Source organism: Polaromonas sp. P3_B1 (genome assembly GCF_056402935.1).
Map to the genome: position 1 here is coordinate 1 of NZ_JBFUGK010000017.1, position 15,158 is coordinate 15,158.

General features: G+C 61.0%; 20 protein-coding genes. 17 read left to right on the forward strand and 3 right to left on the reverse strand.

Translation table 11 applies throughout. The features are described 5' to 3' along the window. Positions 1 to 190: 190 nt before the first annotated feature. The 13 genes from tuf (at position 191) to AC1DXS_RS11610 (ending at position 7,581) form a co-directional block, all read left to right on the forward strand. Entirely contained in the window at positions 191 to 1,381 is a 1,191-nt protein-coding gene (gene tuf / locus AC1DXS_RS11550; RefSeq protein ID WP_036840184.1) for an elongation factor Tu, read from the forward strand. Between the two features lie 25 nt (positions 1,382 to 1,406). After that, positions 1,407 to 1,721 (forward strand): 30S ribosomal protein S10, encoded by a 315-nt coding sequence (rpsJ, locus tag AC1DXS_RS11555; protein ID WP_007838118.1) that lies wholly within the window; start codon positions 1,407 to 1,409, stop codon positions 1,719 to 1,721. A gap of 217 nt (positions 1,722 to 1,938) precedes the next feature. After that, positions 1,939 to 2,622, forward strand: coding sequence for a 50S ribosomal protein L3 (gene rplC / locus AC1DXS_RS11560; protein WP_007866493.1), 684 nt, complete (start codon positions 1,939 to 1,941; stop codon positions 2,620 to 2,622). Further along, the gene (gene rplD / locus AC1DXS_RS11565; RefSeq protein WP_007866495.1) at positions 2,622 to 3,242 is read left to right on the forward strand and encodes a 50S ribosomal protein L4; all 621 of its coding nucleotides are present in this window, start codon (positions 2,622 to 2,624) and stop codon (positions 3,240 to 3,242) included. The genes rplC and rplD overlap by 1 nt, the downstream gene beginning before the upstream one ends. Then, on the forward strand, positions 3,239 to 3,574 hold the full coding sequence (rplW, locus tag AC1DXS_RS11570) for a 50S ribosomal protein L23 (protein WP_007866498.1): 336 nt from the start codon (positions 3,239 to 3,241) through the stop codon (positions 3,572 to 3,574). Before rplD ends, rplW begins: the two co-directional genes overlap by 4 nt. Continuing rightward, entirely contained in the window at positions 3,574 to 4,398 is an 825-nt protein-coding gene (gene rplB / locus AC1DXS_RS11575) for a 50S ribosomal protein L2 (protein WP_477737645.1), read from the forward strand. The genes rplW and rplB overlap by 1 nt, the downstream gene beginning before the upstream one ends. A gap of 9 nt (positions 4,399 to 4,407) precedes the next feature. Then, entirely contained in the window at positions 4,408 to 4,686 is a 279-nt protein-coding gene (gene rpsS, locus AC1DXS_RS11580; RefSeq protein WP_007866503.1) for a 30S ribosomal protein S19, read from the forward strand. A gap of 9 nt (positions 4,687 to 4,695) precedes the next feature. After that, positions 4,696 to 5,025 carry a 50S ribosomal protein L22 gene (rplV, locus tag AC1DXS_RS11585; protein ID WP_007866508.1) on the forward strand — a complete coding sequence of 110 codons (330 nt, stop codon included), beginning with the start codon at positions 4,696 to 4,698 and terminating at the stop codon, positions 5,023 to 5,025. Between the two features lie 12 nt (positions 5,026 to 5,037). After that, positions 5,038 to 5,946 carry a 30S ribosomal protein S3 gene (gene rpsC, locus AC1DXS_RS11590; protein WP_477737646.1) on the forward strand — a complete coding sequence of 303 codons (909 nt, stop codon included), beginning with the start codon at positions 5,038 to 5,040 and terminating at the stop codon, positions 5,944 to 5,946. 24 nt (positions 5,947 to 5,970) lie between these two features. Next, a complete protein-coding gene (gene rplP, locus AC1DXS_RS11595; RefSeq protein ID WP_007866520.1) occupies positions 5,971 to 6,387 on the forward strand; it encodes a 50S ribosomal protein L16 in 417 nt (138 codons plus the stop codon). A 12-nt stretch (positions 6,388 to 6,399) separates the two neighbouring features. Next, positions 6,400 to 6,609: a 50S ribosomal protein L29 gene (gene rpmC, locus AC1DXS_RS11600; RefSeq protein ID WP_007866523.1), complete on the forward strand. Its 210-nt coding sequence runs from the start codon at positions 6,400 to 6,402 to the stop codon at positions 6,607 to 6,609. After that, the gene (gene rpsQ, locus AC1DXS_RS11605) at positions 6,606 to 6,875 is read left to right on the forward strand and encodes a 30S ribosomal protein S17 (protein ID WP_477737647.1); all 270 of its coding nucleotides are present in this window, start codon (positions 6,606 to 6,608) and stop codon (positions 6,873 to 6,875) included. Before rpmC ends, rpsQ begins: the two co-directional genes overlap by 4 nt. 199 nt (positions 6,876 to 7,074) lie before the next feature. Beyond that, positions 7,075 to 7,581 carry a redoxin family protein gene (locus AC1DXS_RS11610; protein WP_477737648.1) on the forward strand — a complete coding sequence of 169 codons (507 nt, stop codon included), beginning with the start codon at positions 7,075 to 7,077 and terminating at the stop codon, positions 7,579 to 7,581. Positions 7,582 to 7,639: 58 nt separating this feature from the next. Here the strand turns inward: AC1DXS_RS11610 and AC1DXS_RS11615 are convergent, their stop codons facing one another. Further along, positions 7,640 to 8,128: a GNAT family N-acetyltransferase gene (locus tag AC1DXS_RS11615; RefSeq protein WP_477737649.1), complete on the reverse strand. Its 489-nt coding sequence runs from the start codon at positions 8,126 to 8,128 to the stop codon at positions 7,640 to 7,642. Positions 8,129 to 8,218: 90 nt separating this feature from the next. Further along, positions 8,219 to 8,905 carry a cytochrome b/b6 domain-containing protein gene (locus tag AC1DXS_RS11620; RefSeq protein ID WP_477737650.1) on the reverse strand — a complete coding sequence of 229 codons (687 nt, stop codon included), beginning with the start codon at positions 8,903 to 8,905 and terminating at the stop codon, positions 8,219 to 8,221. A gap of 192 nt (positions 8,906 to 9,097) precedes the next feature. Between AC1DXS_RS11620 and AC1DXS_RS11625 the strand changes: the two genes are divergently transcribed. After that, positions 9,098 to 9,553, forward strand: coding sequence for a c-type cytochrome (locus tag AC1DXS_RS11625; RefSeq protein ID WP_477737651.1), 456 nt, complete (start codon positions 9,098 to 9,100; stop codon positions 9,551 to 9,553). Positions 9,554 to 9,727: 174 nt separating this feature from the next. Here the strand turns inward: AC1DXS_RS11625 and AC1DXS_RS11630 are convergent, their stop codons facing one another. Continuing rightward, complete coding sequence (locus tag AC1DXS_RS11630) at positions 9,728 to 10,243, reverse strand: TlpA family protein disulfide reductase (RefSeq protein ID WP_477737652.1); 516 nt, start codon at positions 10,241 to 10,243, stop codon at positions 9,728 to 9,730. 15 nt (positions 10,244 to 10,258) lie between these two features. Between AC1DXS_RS11630 and AC1DXS_RS11635 the strand changes: the two genes are divergently transcribed. The 3 genes from AC1DXS_RS11635 (at position 10,259) to AC1DXS_RS11645 (ending at position 15,062) form a co-directional block, all read left to right on the forward strand. Next, positions 10,259 to 10,972 carry a DUF4197 domain-containing protein gene (locus AC1DXS_RS11635; protein ID WP_477737653.1) on the forward strand — a complete coding sequence of 238 codons (714 nt, stop codon included), beginning with the start codon at positions 10,259 to 10,261 and terminating at the stop codon, positions 10,970 to 10,972. 245 nt (positions 10,973 to 11,217) lie between these two features. After that, positions 11,218 to 12,210, forward strand: coding sequence for a cytochrome-c peroxidase (locus AC1DXS_RS11640; RefSeq protein ID WP_477737654.1), 993 nt, complete (start codon positions 11,218 to 11,220; stop codon positions 12,208 to 12,210). Beyond that, the gene (locus tag AC1DXS_RS11645) at positions 12,207 to 15,062 is read left to right on the forward strand and encodes a DAHL domain-containing protein (protein ID WP_477737655.1); all 2,856 of its coding nucleotides are present in this window, start codon (positions 12,207 to 12,209) and stop codon (positions 15,060 to 15,062) included. The genes AC1DXS_RS11640 and AC1DXS_RS11645 overlap by 4 nt, the downstream gene beginning before the upstream one ends. Positions 15,063 to 15,158: the final 96 nt, after the last annotated feature.

The window sequence follows — 15,158 nt, forward strand, 5'->3', positions numbered from 1 at the left end:
CCGCGCAATGTGTCGGAAGCCATCATGGCTGCCCGCGCCAAGTAAGTAACGTCAGCTGCCGACCCATGCGGGCCGGCAGCTTTTTTTCTTGTCTGCGATTGTGTGCCGCTTTGTGCCCGTGCGAAGCGAACCAGCAACACAGTGCAGACGTTAAACCGTACACGGGCATGTTCTTTATCTGGAGAGAAAAATGGCAAAAGGCAAATTTGAGCGGACCAAGCCGCACGTCAACGTAGGCACGATTGGCCACGTGGACCACGGCAAGACGACCCTGACGGCGGCGATCACGACCGTTCTGGCATCGAAGTTCGGCGGCGAAGCCAAGGGCTACGACCAAATTGACGCGGCGCCCGAAGAAAAAGCGCGCGGCATCACCATCAACACCGCCCACGTTGAATACGAGACGGCGAACCGCCACTACGCCCACGTGGACTGCCCAGGCCACGCCGACTATGTGAAGAACATGATCACCGGCGCCGCCCAGATGGACGGCGCGATCCTGGTGTGCTCGGCCGCTGACGGCCCCATGCCCCAGACCCGTGAGCACATCCTGCTGGCTCGCCAGGTGGGTGTTCCTTACATCATCGTGTTCCTGAACAAGTGCGACATGGTCGACGACGCCGAACTGCTCGAACTCGTTGAAATGGAAGTGCGCGAACTGCTGGACAAGTACGACTTCCCCGGCGACAAGACCCCCATCATCCACGGCTCGGCCAAGCTGGCCATGGAAGGCGACAAGGGCGAACTCGGCGAAGGCGCGATCTTCAAGCTCGCAGAAGCCCTGGACACCTACATTCCCCTGCCGGAGCGCGCAGTTGACGGCGCCTTCCTGATGCCCGTGGAAGACGTGTTCTCCATCTCCGGCCGCGGCACCGTCGTGACCGGCCGTGTCGAGCGCGGTGTGATCAAGGTCGGCGAAGAAATCGARATCGTCGGTATCAAGGACACGCAAAAGACCACCTGCACCGGCGTGGAAATGTTCCGCAAGCTGCTGGACCAAGGCCAGGCCGGCGACAACGTCGGTATCCTGCTGCGCGGCACCAAGCGYGAAGACGTCGAGCGCGGCCAGGTGCTGTGCAAGCCCGGCTCCATCAAGCCGCACACGCACTTCACCGGCGAGATCTACGTTCTGAGCAAGGACGAAGGCGGCCGYCACACGCCTTTCTTCAACAACTACCGTCCCCAGTTCTACTTCCGYACRACGGACGTGACCGGTGCGATCGAGTTGCCAGAAGGCAAGGAAATGGTCATGCCAGGCGACAACGTGTCGATCACCGTCAAGCTGATCAACCCGATCGCCATGGAAGAAGGCCTGCGCTTCGCCATCCGTGAAGGCGGCAAGACCGTCGGCGCCGGCGTCGTGGCAAAGATCATTGCGTAATTCTGCGAATCACTAAGGAATTACCATGGCCACCAAGCAAAAAATCCGCATCCGCCTGAAGGCGTTTGACTACAAGCTGATCGACCAGTCGGCAGCTGAAATCGTTGACACCGCCAAGCGCACCGGCGCGATTGTCAAGGGCCCCGTGCCCCTGCCAACCCGCATGAAGCGCTTCGACATCCTGCGTTCGCCCCACGTCAACAAGACGAGCCGCGACCAGCTGGAAATCCGCACCCACCAGCGTCTGATGGACATCGTGGACCCTACGGACAAAACCGTGGACGCCCTGATGAAGCTCGACCTGCCGGCCGGCGTGGACGTCGAAATCAAGCTGCAGTAAGCGAAAAATCGGGGTTTCGGCCACAAGCCGGGCCCCAAATCGACAGGTTTTAGCCCAGGTTTGCCATTTTTGGCAGCCTGGGCTATACTCTTGGGCTGTCCATTGCATATTGGCTTTGTTGCCTGTATGGATTGGGCGGTTTTATTAACTGTCTTTCACGTCAAAACGTCTGCGGCCAATTGAAGTCGCAGCGGTGAAAGTTACGAAAGAACACATCATGAGTCTGAGCAACTCCCTCGGGTTGCTGGGCCGCAAAGTTGGCATGATGCGTCTGTTCACGGATGATGGGGACACAGTTCCTGTCACCGTGGTGGATGTATCCAACAACCGCGTGACCCAGGTTAAAACCGAAGCAAATGACGGCTACGATGCCCTCCAAGTGGCATTCGGCGCGCGCAAAGCATCGCGTGTGACCAAGCCGGCCGCCGGCCACCTTGCGAAAGCAGGCGTTGAAGCTGGTGAAATCCTGAAAGAATTCCGCGTGACGCCAGACGTCGCAGGCAAATACGCTGCCGGCACCGTTGTGCCCGCAGCCGACGTGTTTGCCGTGGGCCAGCTGGTGGACGTGCAGGGCACCTCCATCGGCAAAGGCTACGCCGGCACCATCAAGCGCCACAACATGAGCTCGCAACGCGCGTCGCACGGTAACAGCCGTTCGCACAACGTTCCCGGCTCCATCGGTATGGCGCAGGATCCCGGCCGCGTGTTCCCTGGCAAACGCATGACGGGCCATCTGGGCGACGTCACCGTGACCACGCAAAACCTCAACATCGTGCGCATCGACGAAGCCCGTCAGCTGCTCATGATCCGCGGCGCTGTGCCTGGTTCCAAAGGTGGTTTTGTCACGGTTCGCGCCGCGATCAAGGCCAAGCCCGCCAACGCTGCTAAAGGAGCGAACTGATGCAGGTCGAACTCCTGAATGACCAAGGTCTGGCTTCGTCCAAAGTGGACGTGCCTGATACCGTGTTTGGTCGCGAATACAACGAAAGCCTGGTTCACCAGGTGGTCGTGGCCTTCCAGGCCAACGCCCGCCAAGGCACCCGCGCACAGAAAGACCGTGAGCAGGTCCGCCACTCGACCAAGAAGCCTTTTAAACAAAAGGGCACCGGTCGCGCTCGTGCCGGTATGACGTCTTCGCCCCTGTGGCGCGGCGGCGGTCGTATCTTCCCGAACATGCCTGACGAAAACTTCACGCAGAAGATCAACAAGAAGATGTACCGCGCCGGCATGGCGTCCATCCTCTCGCAGCTGGCTCGCGAAGGCCGCCTGGCTGTGGTTGACTCCCTGACCGTGGACTCGCCCAAGACCAAGGTCCTGGCCGACAAGTTCAAGGCCATGAACCTCAACTCGGTGCTGGTCATCGCTGATGAAGTTGATGAAAACCTGTACCTGGCTTCCCGCAACCTGGTGAACATCCTCGTGGTTGAGCCCCGTTACGCCGATCCGGTGTCGCTGGTTCACTACAAGAAGGTTCTGGTCACCAAGGCCGCCATGGACCAACTCAAGGAGATGTTCGCATGAGCGCCCGTAACCCATCTTCTCCAAAACTGAAATTCGACGAAGGCCGCCTGATGCAGGTCCTGGTCGCGCCCATCGTGTCCGAAAAGGCCACCATGATCGCCGACAAGACCAATGCCGTGACCTTCAAGGTGCTGCAGGATGCCACCAAATTTGAAATCAAGGCCGCTGTGCAGTTGATGTTCAAGGTGGACGTCCAGTCGGTCGCCGTTCTCAACATCAAGGGCAAGACCAAGCGCTTTGGCAAGTCCATCGGCCGCCGCGACAACGTTCGCAAGGCCTATGTGACGCTCAAGCCCGGTCAAGAGCTCAACCTCGGCGGGGAGACTGCGTAATGGCTGTCATTAAAATGAAACCCACCTCCCCCGGCATGCGCGGGATGGTGAAGATTTCCCGGGACCACCTGCACAAGGGTGAAGCTTACGCGCCGCTGCTGGAGCCACAATTCCAGAAGTCCGGCCGTAACAACAACGGGCACATCACCGTTCGCCACAAAGGCGGCGGTCACAAGCACCACTACCGTGTGGTGGACTTCAAGCGCAACAAGGACGGCATTCCGGCCAAGGTCGAGCGTATCGAGTACGACCCCAACCGTTCCGCCCACATTGCCCTGCTCTGCTACGCCGACGGCGAGCGCACCTACATCATCGCCCCTCGCGGCCTTGAAGTCGGCGCCACGCTGGTGAGCGGTTCGGAAGCGCCGATTCGCGCCGGCAACACGCTGCCGATCCGCAACATTCCCGTGGGTTCCACCATCCATTGCATCGAGATGYAAATCGGCAAGGGCGCGCAAATCGCCCGCTCCGCCGGCACCTCGGCAACGCTGCTGGCCCGCGAAGGTACCTACGCCCAGGTGCGTATGCGCTCCGGTGAAGTTCGCAAGATCCACATCGAGTGCCGCGCCACCATTGGTGAAGTCGCCAACGAAGAACACAGCCTGCGCCGTCTCGGCAAGGCCGGTGTGAAGCGCTGGATGGGTATTCGCCCGACCGTTCGCGGCGTGGTGATGAACCCGGTCGACCACCCGCACGGCGGTGGTGAAGGCAAGACCGGCGAAGGCCGCCATCCTGTCGACCCATGGGGTAACCTGACCAAGGGCTACCGCACCCGCAACAACAAGCGCACGCAAGTGATGATTGTTTCGCGTCGCAAGAAGTAAGGCTAACCCATGACACGTTCACTCAAAAAAGGTCCGTTTGTCGACCATCATTTGGTAGCAAAAGCCGACAAGGCCGTTACCAACAAGGACAAAAAGCCGATCAAGACCTGGTCGCGTCGCTCCATGATCCTGCCCGAGTTCATCGGCCTGACCATCGCCGTGCACAACGGCAAGCAGCACGTGCCTGTCTACATCACCGATCAAATGGTTGGCCACAAGCTGGGCGAGTTCGCACTCACCCGGACTTTCAAAGGTCATCCGGCTGACAAAAAAGTTGTGAGAAAGTAAGGAAAGACCATGGAAACACGTGCAACCCTCCGGGGCGTTCGTCTGTCGGTCGACAAGGGCCGTCTGGTCGCTGACCTGATCCGCGGCAAGAAAGTGGATCAAGCCCTCAACATCCTGAATTTCACGCAGAAAAAAGCTGCTGGAATCATCAAGAAGGTTGTTGAGTCCGCCATCGCCAACGCTGAACACAACGACGGTGCTGATATCGACGAACTGAAGGTGAAAACCATCTACGTCGAGCAAGGCGCCACGCTCAAGCGTTTCTCCGCGCGCGCAAAAGGCCGCGGCAACAGCATCAGCAAGCCCACGTGCCATGTGTACGTGGTGGTTGGCAACTAAAGGCAGCAGGATATGGGACAAAAAATCAACCCAACCGGGTTTCGCCTTGCAGTTAGCCGCAACTGGGCCAGCCGCTGGTACGCAAGCAACCGTGACTTCGCCGGCATGCTGGCTGAAGACATCAAGGTTCGCGAGTACCTCAAGGGCAAGCTCAAGAACGCCGCGGTTTCGCGCGTTCTGATCGAGCGCCCCGCCAAGAATGCCCGCATCACGATCTTCTCGGCACGTCCGGGCGTCGTGATCGGCAAAAAAGGCGAGGACATCGAGAACCTCAAGAAAGAACTGAGCCGCCAGCTGGGCGTGCCGGTCGCCGTGAACATCGAAGAAGTTCGCAAGCCTGAAATTGATGCCAAGCTCATCGCTGACAGCATCACCCAGCAGCTTGAAAAACGCATCATGTTCCGCCGTGCGATGAAGCGCGCCATGCAAAACGCCATGCGTCTGGGTGCCCTGGGCATCAAGATCATGTCGTCCGGCCGCCTCAACGGCATTGAAATCGCTCGTTGCGAGTGGTACCGCGAAGGTCGCGTGCCCCTTCACACCCTGCGCGCCGACATCGACTACGGCACCTCTGAAGCCAAGACCACCTACGGTGTGATCGGCGTCAAGGTCTGGGTCTACAAGGGCGACACGCTGGGCCGCAACGATGCGCCAGGCGCCAAGATGGCGGAAACACCGGCCGACGAAGAACGCAAGCCGCGCGGCCCACGCCGTGATGCACGTCCTGGCGATCGTCCTGGTTCCGACCGTCCTGCTCCACGTGGTGCTCGCGCACCGCGCGGTGCGACCAACACCGCTCCGGTAGATGGAAGCGACAAGCCGGCTGAAGCTACCCCAGGTAGCGAAGCCCCGAAAACCACCGTTAAGCGCGTCCGTAAAGCCGCGCCAGCTGCAGCAGCTGACGGTGCCAAGACCGAGTAATCGGTCTATTAACGGAGAATCAAAATGCTGCAACCCGCTCGCAGAAAATACCGCAAAGAGCAAAAAGGCCGTAACACCGGCGTCGCAACCCGGGGTTCCTCGGTTGCGTTCGGTGACTTCGGTCTCAAATGCACCGACCGTGGTCGCCTGACTGCTCGTCAAATTGAAGCCGCACGCCGTGCGATTTCCCGTCACGTCAAACGTGGCGGCCGTATCTGGATCCGTGTCTTCCCGGACAAGCCGATCTCCCAAAAGCCTGCTGAAGTGCGTATGGGTAACGGTAAAGGTAACCCAGAGTACTACGTGGCTGAAATCCAGCCCGGCAAGATCGTGTTTGAAATCGTCGGCGTGCCTGAAGAGCTGGCCCGCGAAGCGTTCCGCCTGGCATCCGCCAAGCTGCCGCTGCGCACCACCTTCGTCAGCCGCATGATTGGCCAGTAAGGGGAAATGACAATGACCAAATCTACTGAACTGCGCCAAAAAGACGTTGCCGGCCTGAAAGCTGAAGTCAAAGAGCTGCAAAAAGCCCACTTTGGCCTGCGCATGCAAAAAGCCACGCAGCAACTGACCAACACTTCCACGCTGCGCTCCACGCGTCGCAGCATCGCTCGCGCCAAGACTATCCTGGCCGAAACCATCGTCAAGCAAGGAGCCAAAAAATGACGGAAGCTAAAAAATCCCTCAAGCGCACCTTGATCGGCAAGGTGGTGAGCGACAAGCGCGCCAAGACCGTCACGGTCCTGGTCGAGCGCCGTGTGAAGCACGAGCTCTACGGCAAGATCGTGTCCCTGTCCAGCAAGTACCACGCCCATGACGAAAAGGGCGAGTACCACATGGGCGATGTGATCGAGATCACCGAAAGCCGTCCTATCTCCAAGACCAAGAACTGGGTTGTGACCCGCCTGGTTGAAAAGGCTGTGAACGTTTAAGTCCCGGGTTGACCTGGGGCCGGCGATCGCCAGTCTAAAAAAACGGCTCACCTAGGTGGGCCGTTTTTATTTGTGCCGGCGCCGGGTATGACCTTCAGCGCTTCATCGGCTTTTGCACAGTGAGCGCACGCTAGCCGCCTCCGCACTAAACTGCGGAGGTTGATTTTCAACCTATCCATTATTTTCAGAGGAGCACACCATGATTAAAGTAGGCGACACCCTTCCGGCCACCACACTGATGGAATTTTCCGAAGTCGAAGGCAATGGCTGCAGCATAGGCCCCAACCCGGTCGACGTGGCCAAGGCCACTGCCGGCAAGACCATCGCCCTGTTCGCCTTGCCCGGCGCGTTCACGCCCACCTGCTCGGCCAAGCATGTGCCCGGCTACGTGGAGAAATTCGCCGAGTTCAAGGCCGCCGGTGTCGATGAGATCTGGTGCCTGAGCGTGAACGACGCCTTCGTCATGGGCGCCTGGGCGCGCGACCAGAAGACCGGCGACAAGGTGCGCATGCTGGCCGATGGCAGCGCCGACTTTGCGAAAGCCGCGGGCCTGACGCTGGACCTGTCCGCGCGCGGCATGGGCCTGCGCAGCAACCGCTACTCCATGCTCGTCAAGGACGGCAAAGTTGCCAGCCTCAATGTGGAAGGCCCCGGCAAATTTGAAGTCAGCGACGCGGCCACATTGCTGGCGCAAGCCAAGGGCTGAGAGGAGACTCCTCGCCAGGAAGCCACCGCGCGCGAGCCCGGTGGCTTTTTGTTTGGCCCTACAGATCTACCTTGAGGTAATGCGCCCCCGCGATGGGGTTGTGATAGTAGGGCGGGATCTCGGTAAATCCGAGTTCGGCATACAGCGCGCGCGCCGACTCCATGTCGTCCAGCGTATCCAGCAGCACCGAGTGGTATCCCGCCACGCGCGCCGCGTCCAGGATGGCCTCCGCGAGCTGGCGGCCCAGGCCGAAACGGCGAAAGGGCTTGCGCACATAGAGGCGCTTCATCTCGCCGGCATTGGGGTAGTCGACCGAATCCAGGGCGCGCAGCGCGCAACAGCCGGCAACATCACCGTCCACCAGCGCCAGCAGCAACGCGCCTTCGGGCACGTCGTACTCGCCCGGCAGTTCAGCGAGTTCGGCCTCGAAGTTCTGGAAGCACAGGTCCACGCCCAGCTGTTCCGCGTACTCGCGAAAAATCAGCCGCGTGGCGGCCAGCTCCTCAGGTGAGTCGGGTGTGATGAACTGGATGGAGGGACGTTGCACGGGGTCAGCGGCGAAAAGTCGACAACCAGTTTAACGTGGTTTACGCCGGCACCGCCCCGTGCAAGCCCCGGCCTGGACCTGCGGCGGGCCTCAGAAAGCCGGCGCCGCCAGTGTGGAGACCCAGTAGGCCACGCCGGCACAAACAGCCAGGATCAAAACCGCGGCCACACGGGACACCGTGTCGTCGCGCGAGGGCGGCGCCGGCACCACCAGTTCCTTGTCACCATGCAGCATGGCGCCCACCAGGTTGTGCTTGCGGCTCAGGTAAAAAACAATGGCCGCGATGTGCAGCACCACCAGCGCCAGCAACACCCATTTGCCGATGTTCTTGTGGTAGTTGGTCGTCAGGCTGACCGTGGCGTTGGAAACAAAGCGCGTCAGCGGGCCGGCAAACGCGATCTCGTCGTCGCTGAGCAGCCCCGTGCCGACCTGGGCGACCAGGAAACCCAGCATGGCAAAAACCGACCCGGCGCCGATAGGGCTGTGGCCGACGCCATGCTCGGGCTTGCCTTGGCCCTTGAGGTAGTTGATGACGCTCTGGGGCGCATAGATGAAGGCGCCAAAACGGGACCAGCGCCCGCCCACCAGACCCCAGATGATGCGAAACAGCAGCAAGGCCAGCACCGTATAGCCGAAGCGGAAGTGCCAGACCATGGCGTTGCCCCCCACCGTTCCCGTGACGGCCAGGCCGATCACGCAGGCGACCAGCGCCCAATGGAAAAACCGTGTGGGCAGATCCCACACGCGCACCTTATGAAGGTTTTTATTGGTGTACATGCTCACTCCTCGTTCATGTAGGTTGTTCTGTGCAGGGCATTGTCCGCGGCCGGCCCGCTGCAGGCTTGGTGCTTTCCCGTAGAGCATAAGTTCCTGCGGAACTTATCGACCGCCGCTAAACTCAGCCACATGGCAACAGGCAAGCTGCGTTGCCATTGTCCCCATCTCAAGAATAAACCTACGAGGATCCCCATGAAAGCATTTGCCTGTATCGCCGCGGCCGCCACCCTGATGGCCCTGGCCGCCCCTGCTTCGGCGCAGTTTGCCAAGCCTGAAGACGCCATCAAATACCGCCAGAGCGCGCTGTTTGTCATGGGCCAGCACTTCGGCCGCCTCGGTGCCATGGCCAATGGCCGTATCCCGTTTGACGCCAAAGTCGCTGCTGAAAACGCCGACATCGTGGCCGACATGGCCAAGCTCCCATGGGCCGGCTTTGCACCTGGTACCGACAAAGGCGGCAACACCAAGGCCAAGCCCGAGATCTGGACCGAGCAGGCCAAGTTCAAGGAGGGCCATGAAAAGCTGGTCGCCGAAACCGRCAAGCTGGCGGCCGCCGCCAAAACCGGCAACCTCGACACGCTGAAGGCCGCGTTCACCTCCACGGCCGGCACCTGCAAGGCTTGCCACGATAGCTTCAGAAACCAGTAACACCCCCGTCCAGGCTCACGGCGTGTAGCTTGTCCCCCCTTGCAGGGGGCTGCACCTGCGGCCTGGCAAAGCCAGTTCCGCGGCGCATGCTTGAATGAGGGATATCTCCATCCGCGGGACAAGAAAAAAGCCGGTTCATTGAACCGGCTTTTCATTTGGGGGCGGCGAAACGCTTCAAGTTTCGGCCAGCAGCTTCTCGATCAGCTGGTGCAGCGCCGCGAAGTCCGGCTCACCGACATACTGCTTGACGATCTCGCCGCGCTTGTTCACCAGGTAGGTGGTGGGCGTGAGCTGCACGTCGCCCCAGGCCCTGGCGACCGCGCCGGTGTTGTCGATGGCCACCTTGAACGGCAGCTTGCGCGTTTCGGTGTAATTGACGACGTAGCTGGGCGGGTCGTAGCTCATGGCCACGGCCAGGGTGTCGTAGCCCTGGCTCCGGTATTTGTTGTAGGTGGAAATGACCTTGGGCATTTCGGCCACGCAGGTCACGCAGCTGGTGGCCCAGAAATTGACGAGGGTGACCTTGCCCTTCAGGTCGGCGGTGGTTTTTTTGCTGCCGTCCAGGAGCACGAAAGTCGACTCCGGCGCGGCCTGCGCGCCTGTGCATCCGGGTAGCGCGGCCAGGGCCGCCAGCGCCAAAATGCCGGCCAGCGCCATGCGGCATACTGTCTGGCTGGATGTCAATTTCATGGGAAGGACCTCATCATGCAACGTCGCAATTTTAACCAGGCCGGCGTCAGCGCGTTGGGCGCACTGATATTGGCCACCTACCACCAGGCCCACGCGCTATCGCTCGGAGACCTGGCCGGCATCAGCAACGCCGACGCCACCTCCGGCCTGAAAACCGCCCTCGAAAAAGGCGCCATCGCGGCCGTCGCCCTGCTGGGCAAGACGGATGGATTCCTCGGCAACCCAAAAGTTCGAATTCCTTTGCCCGGTTACCTCGAAGACGCGTCAAAACTGCTGAAAAACTTCGGCCAGGGCAAGCGCATCGACGAACTGGTCACCTCCATCAATCGCGCCGCCGAGGCGGCCGTGCCCATGGGCAAAGACCTGTTGGTCAGCGCGGTGCGCGGCATGAACGTGAACGACGCCAAGAACATCCTCACAGGTGGCGAGACTTCGGTCACCACCTTCTTCGCTGAAAAGACCCGCGCACCCCTGGGCGTGAAGTTCCTGCCCGTGGTGACCAAGGCCACCGAAAAGGTCGGGCTGGCCAACAAATACAACGAGTTCGCCGGCAAGGCCGCCGGGTTCGGCCTGGTCAAAAAAGAAGACGCCAACATTCAGCAATACGTAACGGGCAAGTCACTCGACGGCCTCTATCTCATCATCGGTGAGGAAGAAAAGAAAATCCGCCAGGACCCCGTGGGCACCGGCAGCGCCATCCTCAAGAAGGTGTTCGGCTCGATGAAATAAAAAGTTCTAACAAACTGGGTGGGCGAAAGACTGAGCGCACCGGCGATTCCCGTTCTCCTCTATTTGAAGGAGGCGAAGCATTTTCTTACATAGTGTTGGTAAATATGCCCACTCGGGAAATGCCCTTGCGGCGCGGCTGATAAACGTGCTCTGATTGAGACTGGTTGCAGTTAACGATCAGGAGGACAGCAGCCGTGCAAATAACAAAGTCGGTGTTGGCGTACGTCCGCGGGAGCAGGCACTGCATGCGGCCTGGGAAGGCCGGTGCACACCCGGCCGTAACGCGTCTTGCGGCGCTGCTTCTGGCAGCCACAGCCGCCTGGGCATCGCCCGCCGCCGCCGCGGCGCCTTTGCTCGATGAACCGATACAACCGGTTCCCCTGACGCTTAAACAGGACCCCGCCCGCGCGGAAATCGGGCGCCAGCTGTTCCGCGATACGCGCCTCTCCGGCAACGGCCGCATCTCCTGCGCCAGCTGCCACGACATCAGCAAGGGCGGCGGCGACGGGCGCGACCGCTCGGTGGGCCTTCATGGCGGCCTCACCAGCGTCAACGCCCCGACCGTGCTCAATGCCGCGCTCAATTTCAAGCAGTTCTGGAACGGCCGCGCCGAATCGCTTGAGTCGCAAGCCGACCACGTCATGCAGAACCCGGTCGAGATGGGCTCGCAATGGGCGGAGGTGGTCCAGAAGGTTTCGCAGGACCCCAAGTACAAGGCCGCGTTCGCCGCCTCCTACAAGGACGGCGTCACCAAGGCCAACATCCAGAATGCCATCGCCACTTTCGAGCGCACCCTGATCACGCCCAACTCGCGCTTTGACAAATACCTGCGCGGCGACGCCAATGCGATCACCCCTGCGGAGAAAGCCGGCTACGCGAAGTTCAAGCAATACGGCTGCGTCGCCTGCCATCAAGGCGTCAATGTGGGCGGCAATATGTTCCAGAAGTTCGGCGTCATGGGGGACTACTTCGCAAAACGCGGCAACCCGACCGAGGCCGACCTCGGCCGCTACCTTGTCACCAAGGTGGAAAGCGACAAATACGTCTTCAAGGTGCCCAGCCTGCGCAACATCGCGCTGACAGCACCCTACTTCCACGATGCCTCGGCAAAAACACTGGACGAGGCCGTCGACATCATGTTTCGGTACCAGCTCGGCCGTGTCGCCTCCAAGGAAGACAAGGACGCCATCATCCGCTTCCTCAATACCCTCACCGGCGAACTGGACCCCAAACCGTGAAAAAAACGAATCGACTGGCCTGGGTGCCCATGGCGGCGGTCAGCGCCGTGCTGCTGTTCATCCTGGTATTCCTGTACAGCAAAACCCAGAGCTTCGACGAGTCGCATTACTTTGAGGATATTGCCGTGCTGCGGCACTTGAAGCAGCTCGACGCGCAATGGGAGCTGGACGTGCTGAAGTCCAGGATCGGCATCAACACCCACTACGATGCGCTGGCCGACCAGCAGGGCGAGATGGCCCGGCTCTTGGAGGAAATGCAGGCGGACGCCGACACCCACAAACACGATGCATCCGGTGAGGTGGCCAGGGTCTCGACGCTACGGCGCGCTGTCCAGGACAAGGCCACCCTGATCGAGCAATTCAAATCGCACAATTCGATCCTGCGCAACTCGCTGGCATTTCTTCCCACGGCGGCGGAGGACGTCCAGCAGTCCCTTGGAGGCCGCGGCGCCGCGCAGTCGGCGTTCCGGGAAATCTCGGGCAGTGTCAGCCGGCTGCTGCTTGCGAGCATGCTGTACAGCCAGAGCCCGACCGGCGAAAAAGGGGGCGAGATACAGGATGAGCTGGACCGGCTTGACGGCAAGCTGCAACTTGCCCCGCCGGGCATAGCGGACAGGCTGGGAATTTTCCGCGCGCACATCCAGACGGTGCTGCGCGAACAGAAAATAGTCAATGAACTCCTCGTCGGCATTTCCTCGGCACCGACTGGAAAACTGCTGGATGAGGCCAACGACGCATTGGCGGCCGAGCAGCAGAATGCAGGGGTGGAGGGCGAGCGCTACGGCCGCTACCTGCTGATTTTCTCGGCGGTGCTGGTGGTGCTGCTGCTGTATGCGGCGGTCGACCTCATCGGCAGCCACTCGACCATCCAGCGCGTCAACGAAGAGCTCAAGAGCGCCAATGAAACCCTGGAGCAGCGTGTTCGGGAGCGCACCCTCGCGCTCCATGCCAGCGAAACGCAGCTGCACCAGATCACCGACACCGTGCCGGCGCTGATTGCCTACATCGACGCCGAGCAGCGCTTCCAGTTCCACAACCTCGCCTACGAAGAGCGCTTTGGCCTCAAACCCGACCAGGTCCGCGGCAAGACCATGCGCGAGATGATGGGCAAGGAGCTCTACGAAAAAGAGCGCGTCAAGATCGAGGAGGCCCTGGCGGGTTACGCGGCCGAGTATGACCGCGTCCAGCAAACCACAGACGGCCAGGTGCGCGACTATGTCATGCAGTACTTTCCGCGCTACGGCGAAGGCGAGGATGAAGGCAAGGTGCTGGGCTTCTACTCGCTGGGCACCGATGTGACCGCGCTCAAGCGTGTCGACCGCATGAAGAGCGAGTTTGTCTCCACCGTCAGCCATGAGTTGCGCACGCCGCTGACGTCCATACGCGGCTCGCTCGGCCTGATCGTCGGCGGCGTCGCCGGAGACCTGCCGCCTATGGCCAAGAACCTCGTCGGCATCGCCACCAGCAATTGCGAGCGGCTCATACGGCTCATCAACGACATCCTCGACAGCGAAAAAATCGAATCCGGCAAGATGCGTTTCGATATGCAGGCCGTGGAGCTGCGGCCCTTGCTGGAACAGATCCTCGTCGCCAATGAAGGCTTCGCGGGCCAGCACAAGGTCAAACTGGCCCTGGATGTACGGACGGAAGGAGTCAGAGTCAGTGTCGACAGTGACCGGCTGACCCAGGCCGCCACCAACCTGATCTCCAACGCCGTGAAGTTCTCACCCGCCGAATCCACCGTGTTTGTCAGGCTGCAGTGCCGCGACAGGCGGGTCAGGGTCGAGGTGATTGACAGCGGCCCCGGCATTCCCGAAGAGTTCCGCAAGCGCATTTTTCAGAAGTTCTCGCAGGCCGATACATCGGACACCCGGCAGAAAGGCGGCACCGGCCTGGGCTTGAATATCTCGCGCGCGATTGTGGAGCGCATGAACGGCAGCGTGGGCTTCACCTCGCAGACAGGAGTGGGAACGGTTTTCTATTTCGAGCTGCCAGAAGCGGCTGCGCTGCCGGTGGAAGAAGTCAGCGCCCCCGCAAACAAGGCCAGGCACAACGGGCCGGCAAGGCCACTGATCCTGGTCTGCGAGGACGACCGCGACATCGCCCATCTGATCAAGCTGATGCTCGACAAAGGTGGGTTTGATGCCGACCTGGTCCACCGCGCCGATCAGGCCATGGAGCAGGTCGTGCGCAGGCCCTACGCCGCCATGACCGTCGACCTGGGCCTGCCGGACCTGGACGGCATCAGCTTGATCAGATCGCTGCGCCGCGAAGAGCGCACGCGCGAGCTGCCCATCGTGGTGGTGTCGGCCAATGCCGAGGCCGGCGAGCTGGAATTCAACAACCAGCCGCTCGCGGTTTCGACCTGGCTCGAAAAACCCATCGACGAAAACAAGCTCATCCTCAGCCTTCAGCGCGCCATTGCCAACATGGCCGAAGGCAGGCCGCGCATTTTGCATGTCGAGGACGACCTGGACATCCAGCGCATCGCCGCCACCATTGCCCAGGATTTCGCGACCTTTGAGTTCGCCGGCTCGCTGCACGAGGCGCGCGAACAACTGGACAAGCACCACTACGACCTGGTGCTCCTCGACCTCACGCTGAAAGACGGCTCCGGCTGGGAGCTGCTGGACACCATAGAAGCGTTGAACCCAGCGCCGCCCGTGGTGGTGTTCTCCGCGAGCGACACGGTCTCCAAGGAAAGCGATCGCGTGGAAGCCGTGCTGGTGAAGGCCTACACCTCCAACGACCAGCTGTTGCGCACTTTGCAGCGCGTGCTCGACGAAAGCCTTTGGGGCACCGTGCACCCCTTGCTTAGCGAATCACGCCCGTCCAGGCTCACCGGAGGCTAGAGGCTCCCCCCTGTCCAAGCTCATTGCGTGTAGCTTGTTCCCCCCTCAAGGGGGCGGCGCCTGCGGTCTGGCAAAGCCAGTCCCGCGGCCCCCAAC

What these genes read in the sequence shown, in the direction of transcription:
- rpsJ (WP_007838118.1), top strand. Translation starts at nt 1,407, where the DNA reads ATGGCCACCAAGCAAAAAATCCGCATCCGCCTGAAGGCGTTTGACTAC.
- rplC (WP_007866493.1), top strand. Translation starts at nt 1,939, where the DNA reads ATGAGTCTGAGCAACTCCCTCGGGTTGCTGGGCCGCAAAGTTGGCATG.
- rplD (WP_007866495.1), top strand. Translation starts at nt 2,622, where the DNA reads ATGCAGGTCGAACTCCTGAATGACCAAGGTCTGGCTTCGTCCAAAGTG.
- rplW (WP_007866498.1), top strand. Translation starts at nt 3,239, where the DNA reads ATGAGCGCCCGTAACCCATCTTCTCCAAAACTGAAATTCGACGAAGGC.
- rpsS (WP_007866503.1), top strand. Translation starts at nt 4,408, where the DNA reads ATGACACGTTCACTCAAAAAAGGTCCGTTTGTCGACCATCATTTGGTA.
- rplV (WP_007866508.1), top strand. Translation starts at nt 4,696, where the DNA reads ATGGAAACACGTGCAACCCTCCGGGGCGTTCGTCTGTCGGTCGACAAG.
- rpsC (WP_477737646.1), top strand. Translation starts at nt 5,038, where the DNA reads ATGGGACAAAAAATCAACCCAACCGGGTTTCGCCTTGCAGTTAGCCGC.
- rplP (WP_007866520.1), top strand. Translation starts at nt 5,971, where the DNA reads ATGCTGCAACCCGCTCGCAGAAAATACCGCAAAGAGCAAAAAGGCCGT.
- rpmC (WP_007866523.1), top strand. Translation starts at nt 6,400, where the DNA reads ATGACCAAATCTACTGAACTGCGCCAAAAAGACGTTGCCGGCCTGAAA.
- rpsQ (WP_477737647.1), top strand. Translation starts at nt 6,606, where the DNA reads ATGACGGAAGCTAAAAAATCCCTCAAGCGCACCTTGATCGGCAAGGTG.
- AC1DXS_RS11610 (WP_477737648.1), top strand. Translation starts at nt 7,075, where the DNA reads ATGATTAAAGTAGGCGACACCCTTCCGGCCACCACACTGATGGAATTT.
- AC1DXS_RS11620 (WP_477737650.1), bottom strand. Translation starts at nt 8,905, where the DNA reads ATGTACACCAATAAAAACCTTCATAAGGTGCGCGTGTGGGATCTGCCC.
- AC1DXS_RS11630 (WP_477737652.1), bottom strand. Translation starts at nt 10,243, where the DNA reads ATGAAATTGACATCCAGCCAGACAGTATGCCGCATGGCGCTGGCCGGC.
- AC1DXS_RS11635 (WP_477737653.1), top strand. Translation starts at nt 10,259, where the DNA reads ATGCAACGTCGCAATTTTAACCAGGCCGGCGTCAGCGCGTTGGGCGCA.
- AC1DXS_RS11640 (WP_477737654.1), top strand. Translation starts at nt 11,218, where the DNA reads ATGCGGCCTGGGAAGGCCGGTGCACACCCGGCCGTAACGCGTCTTGCG.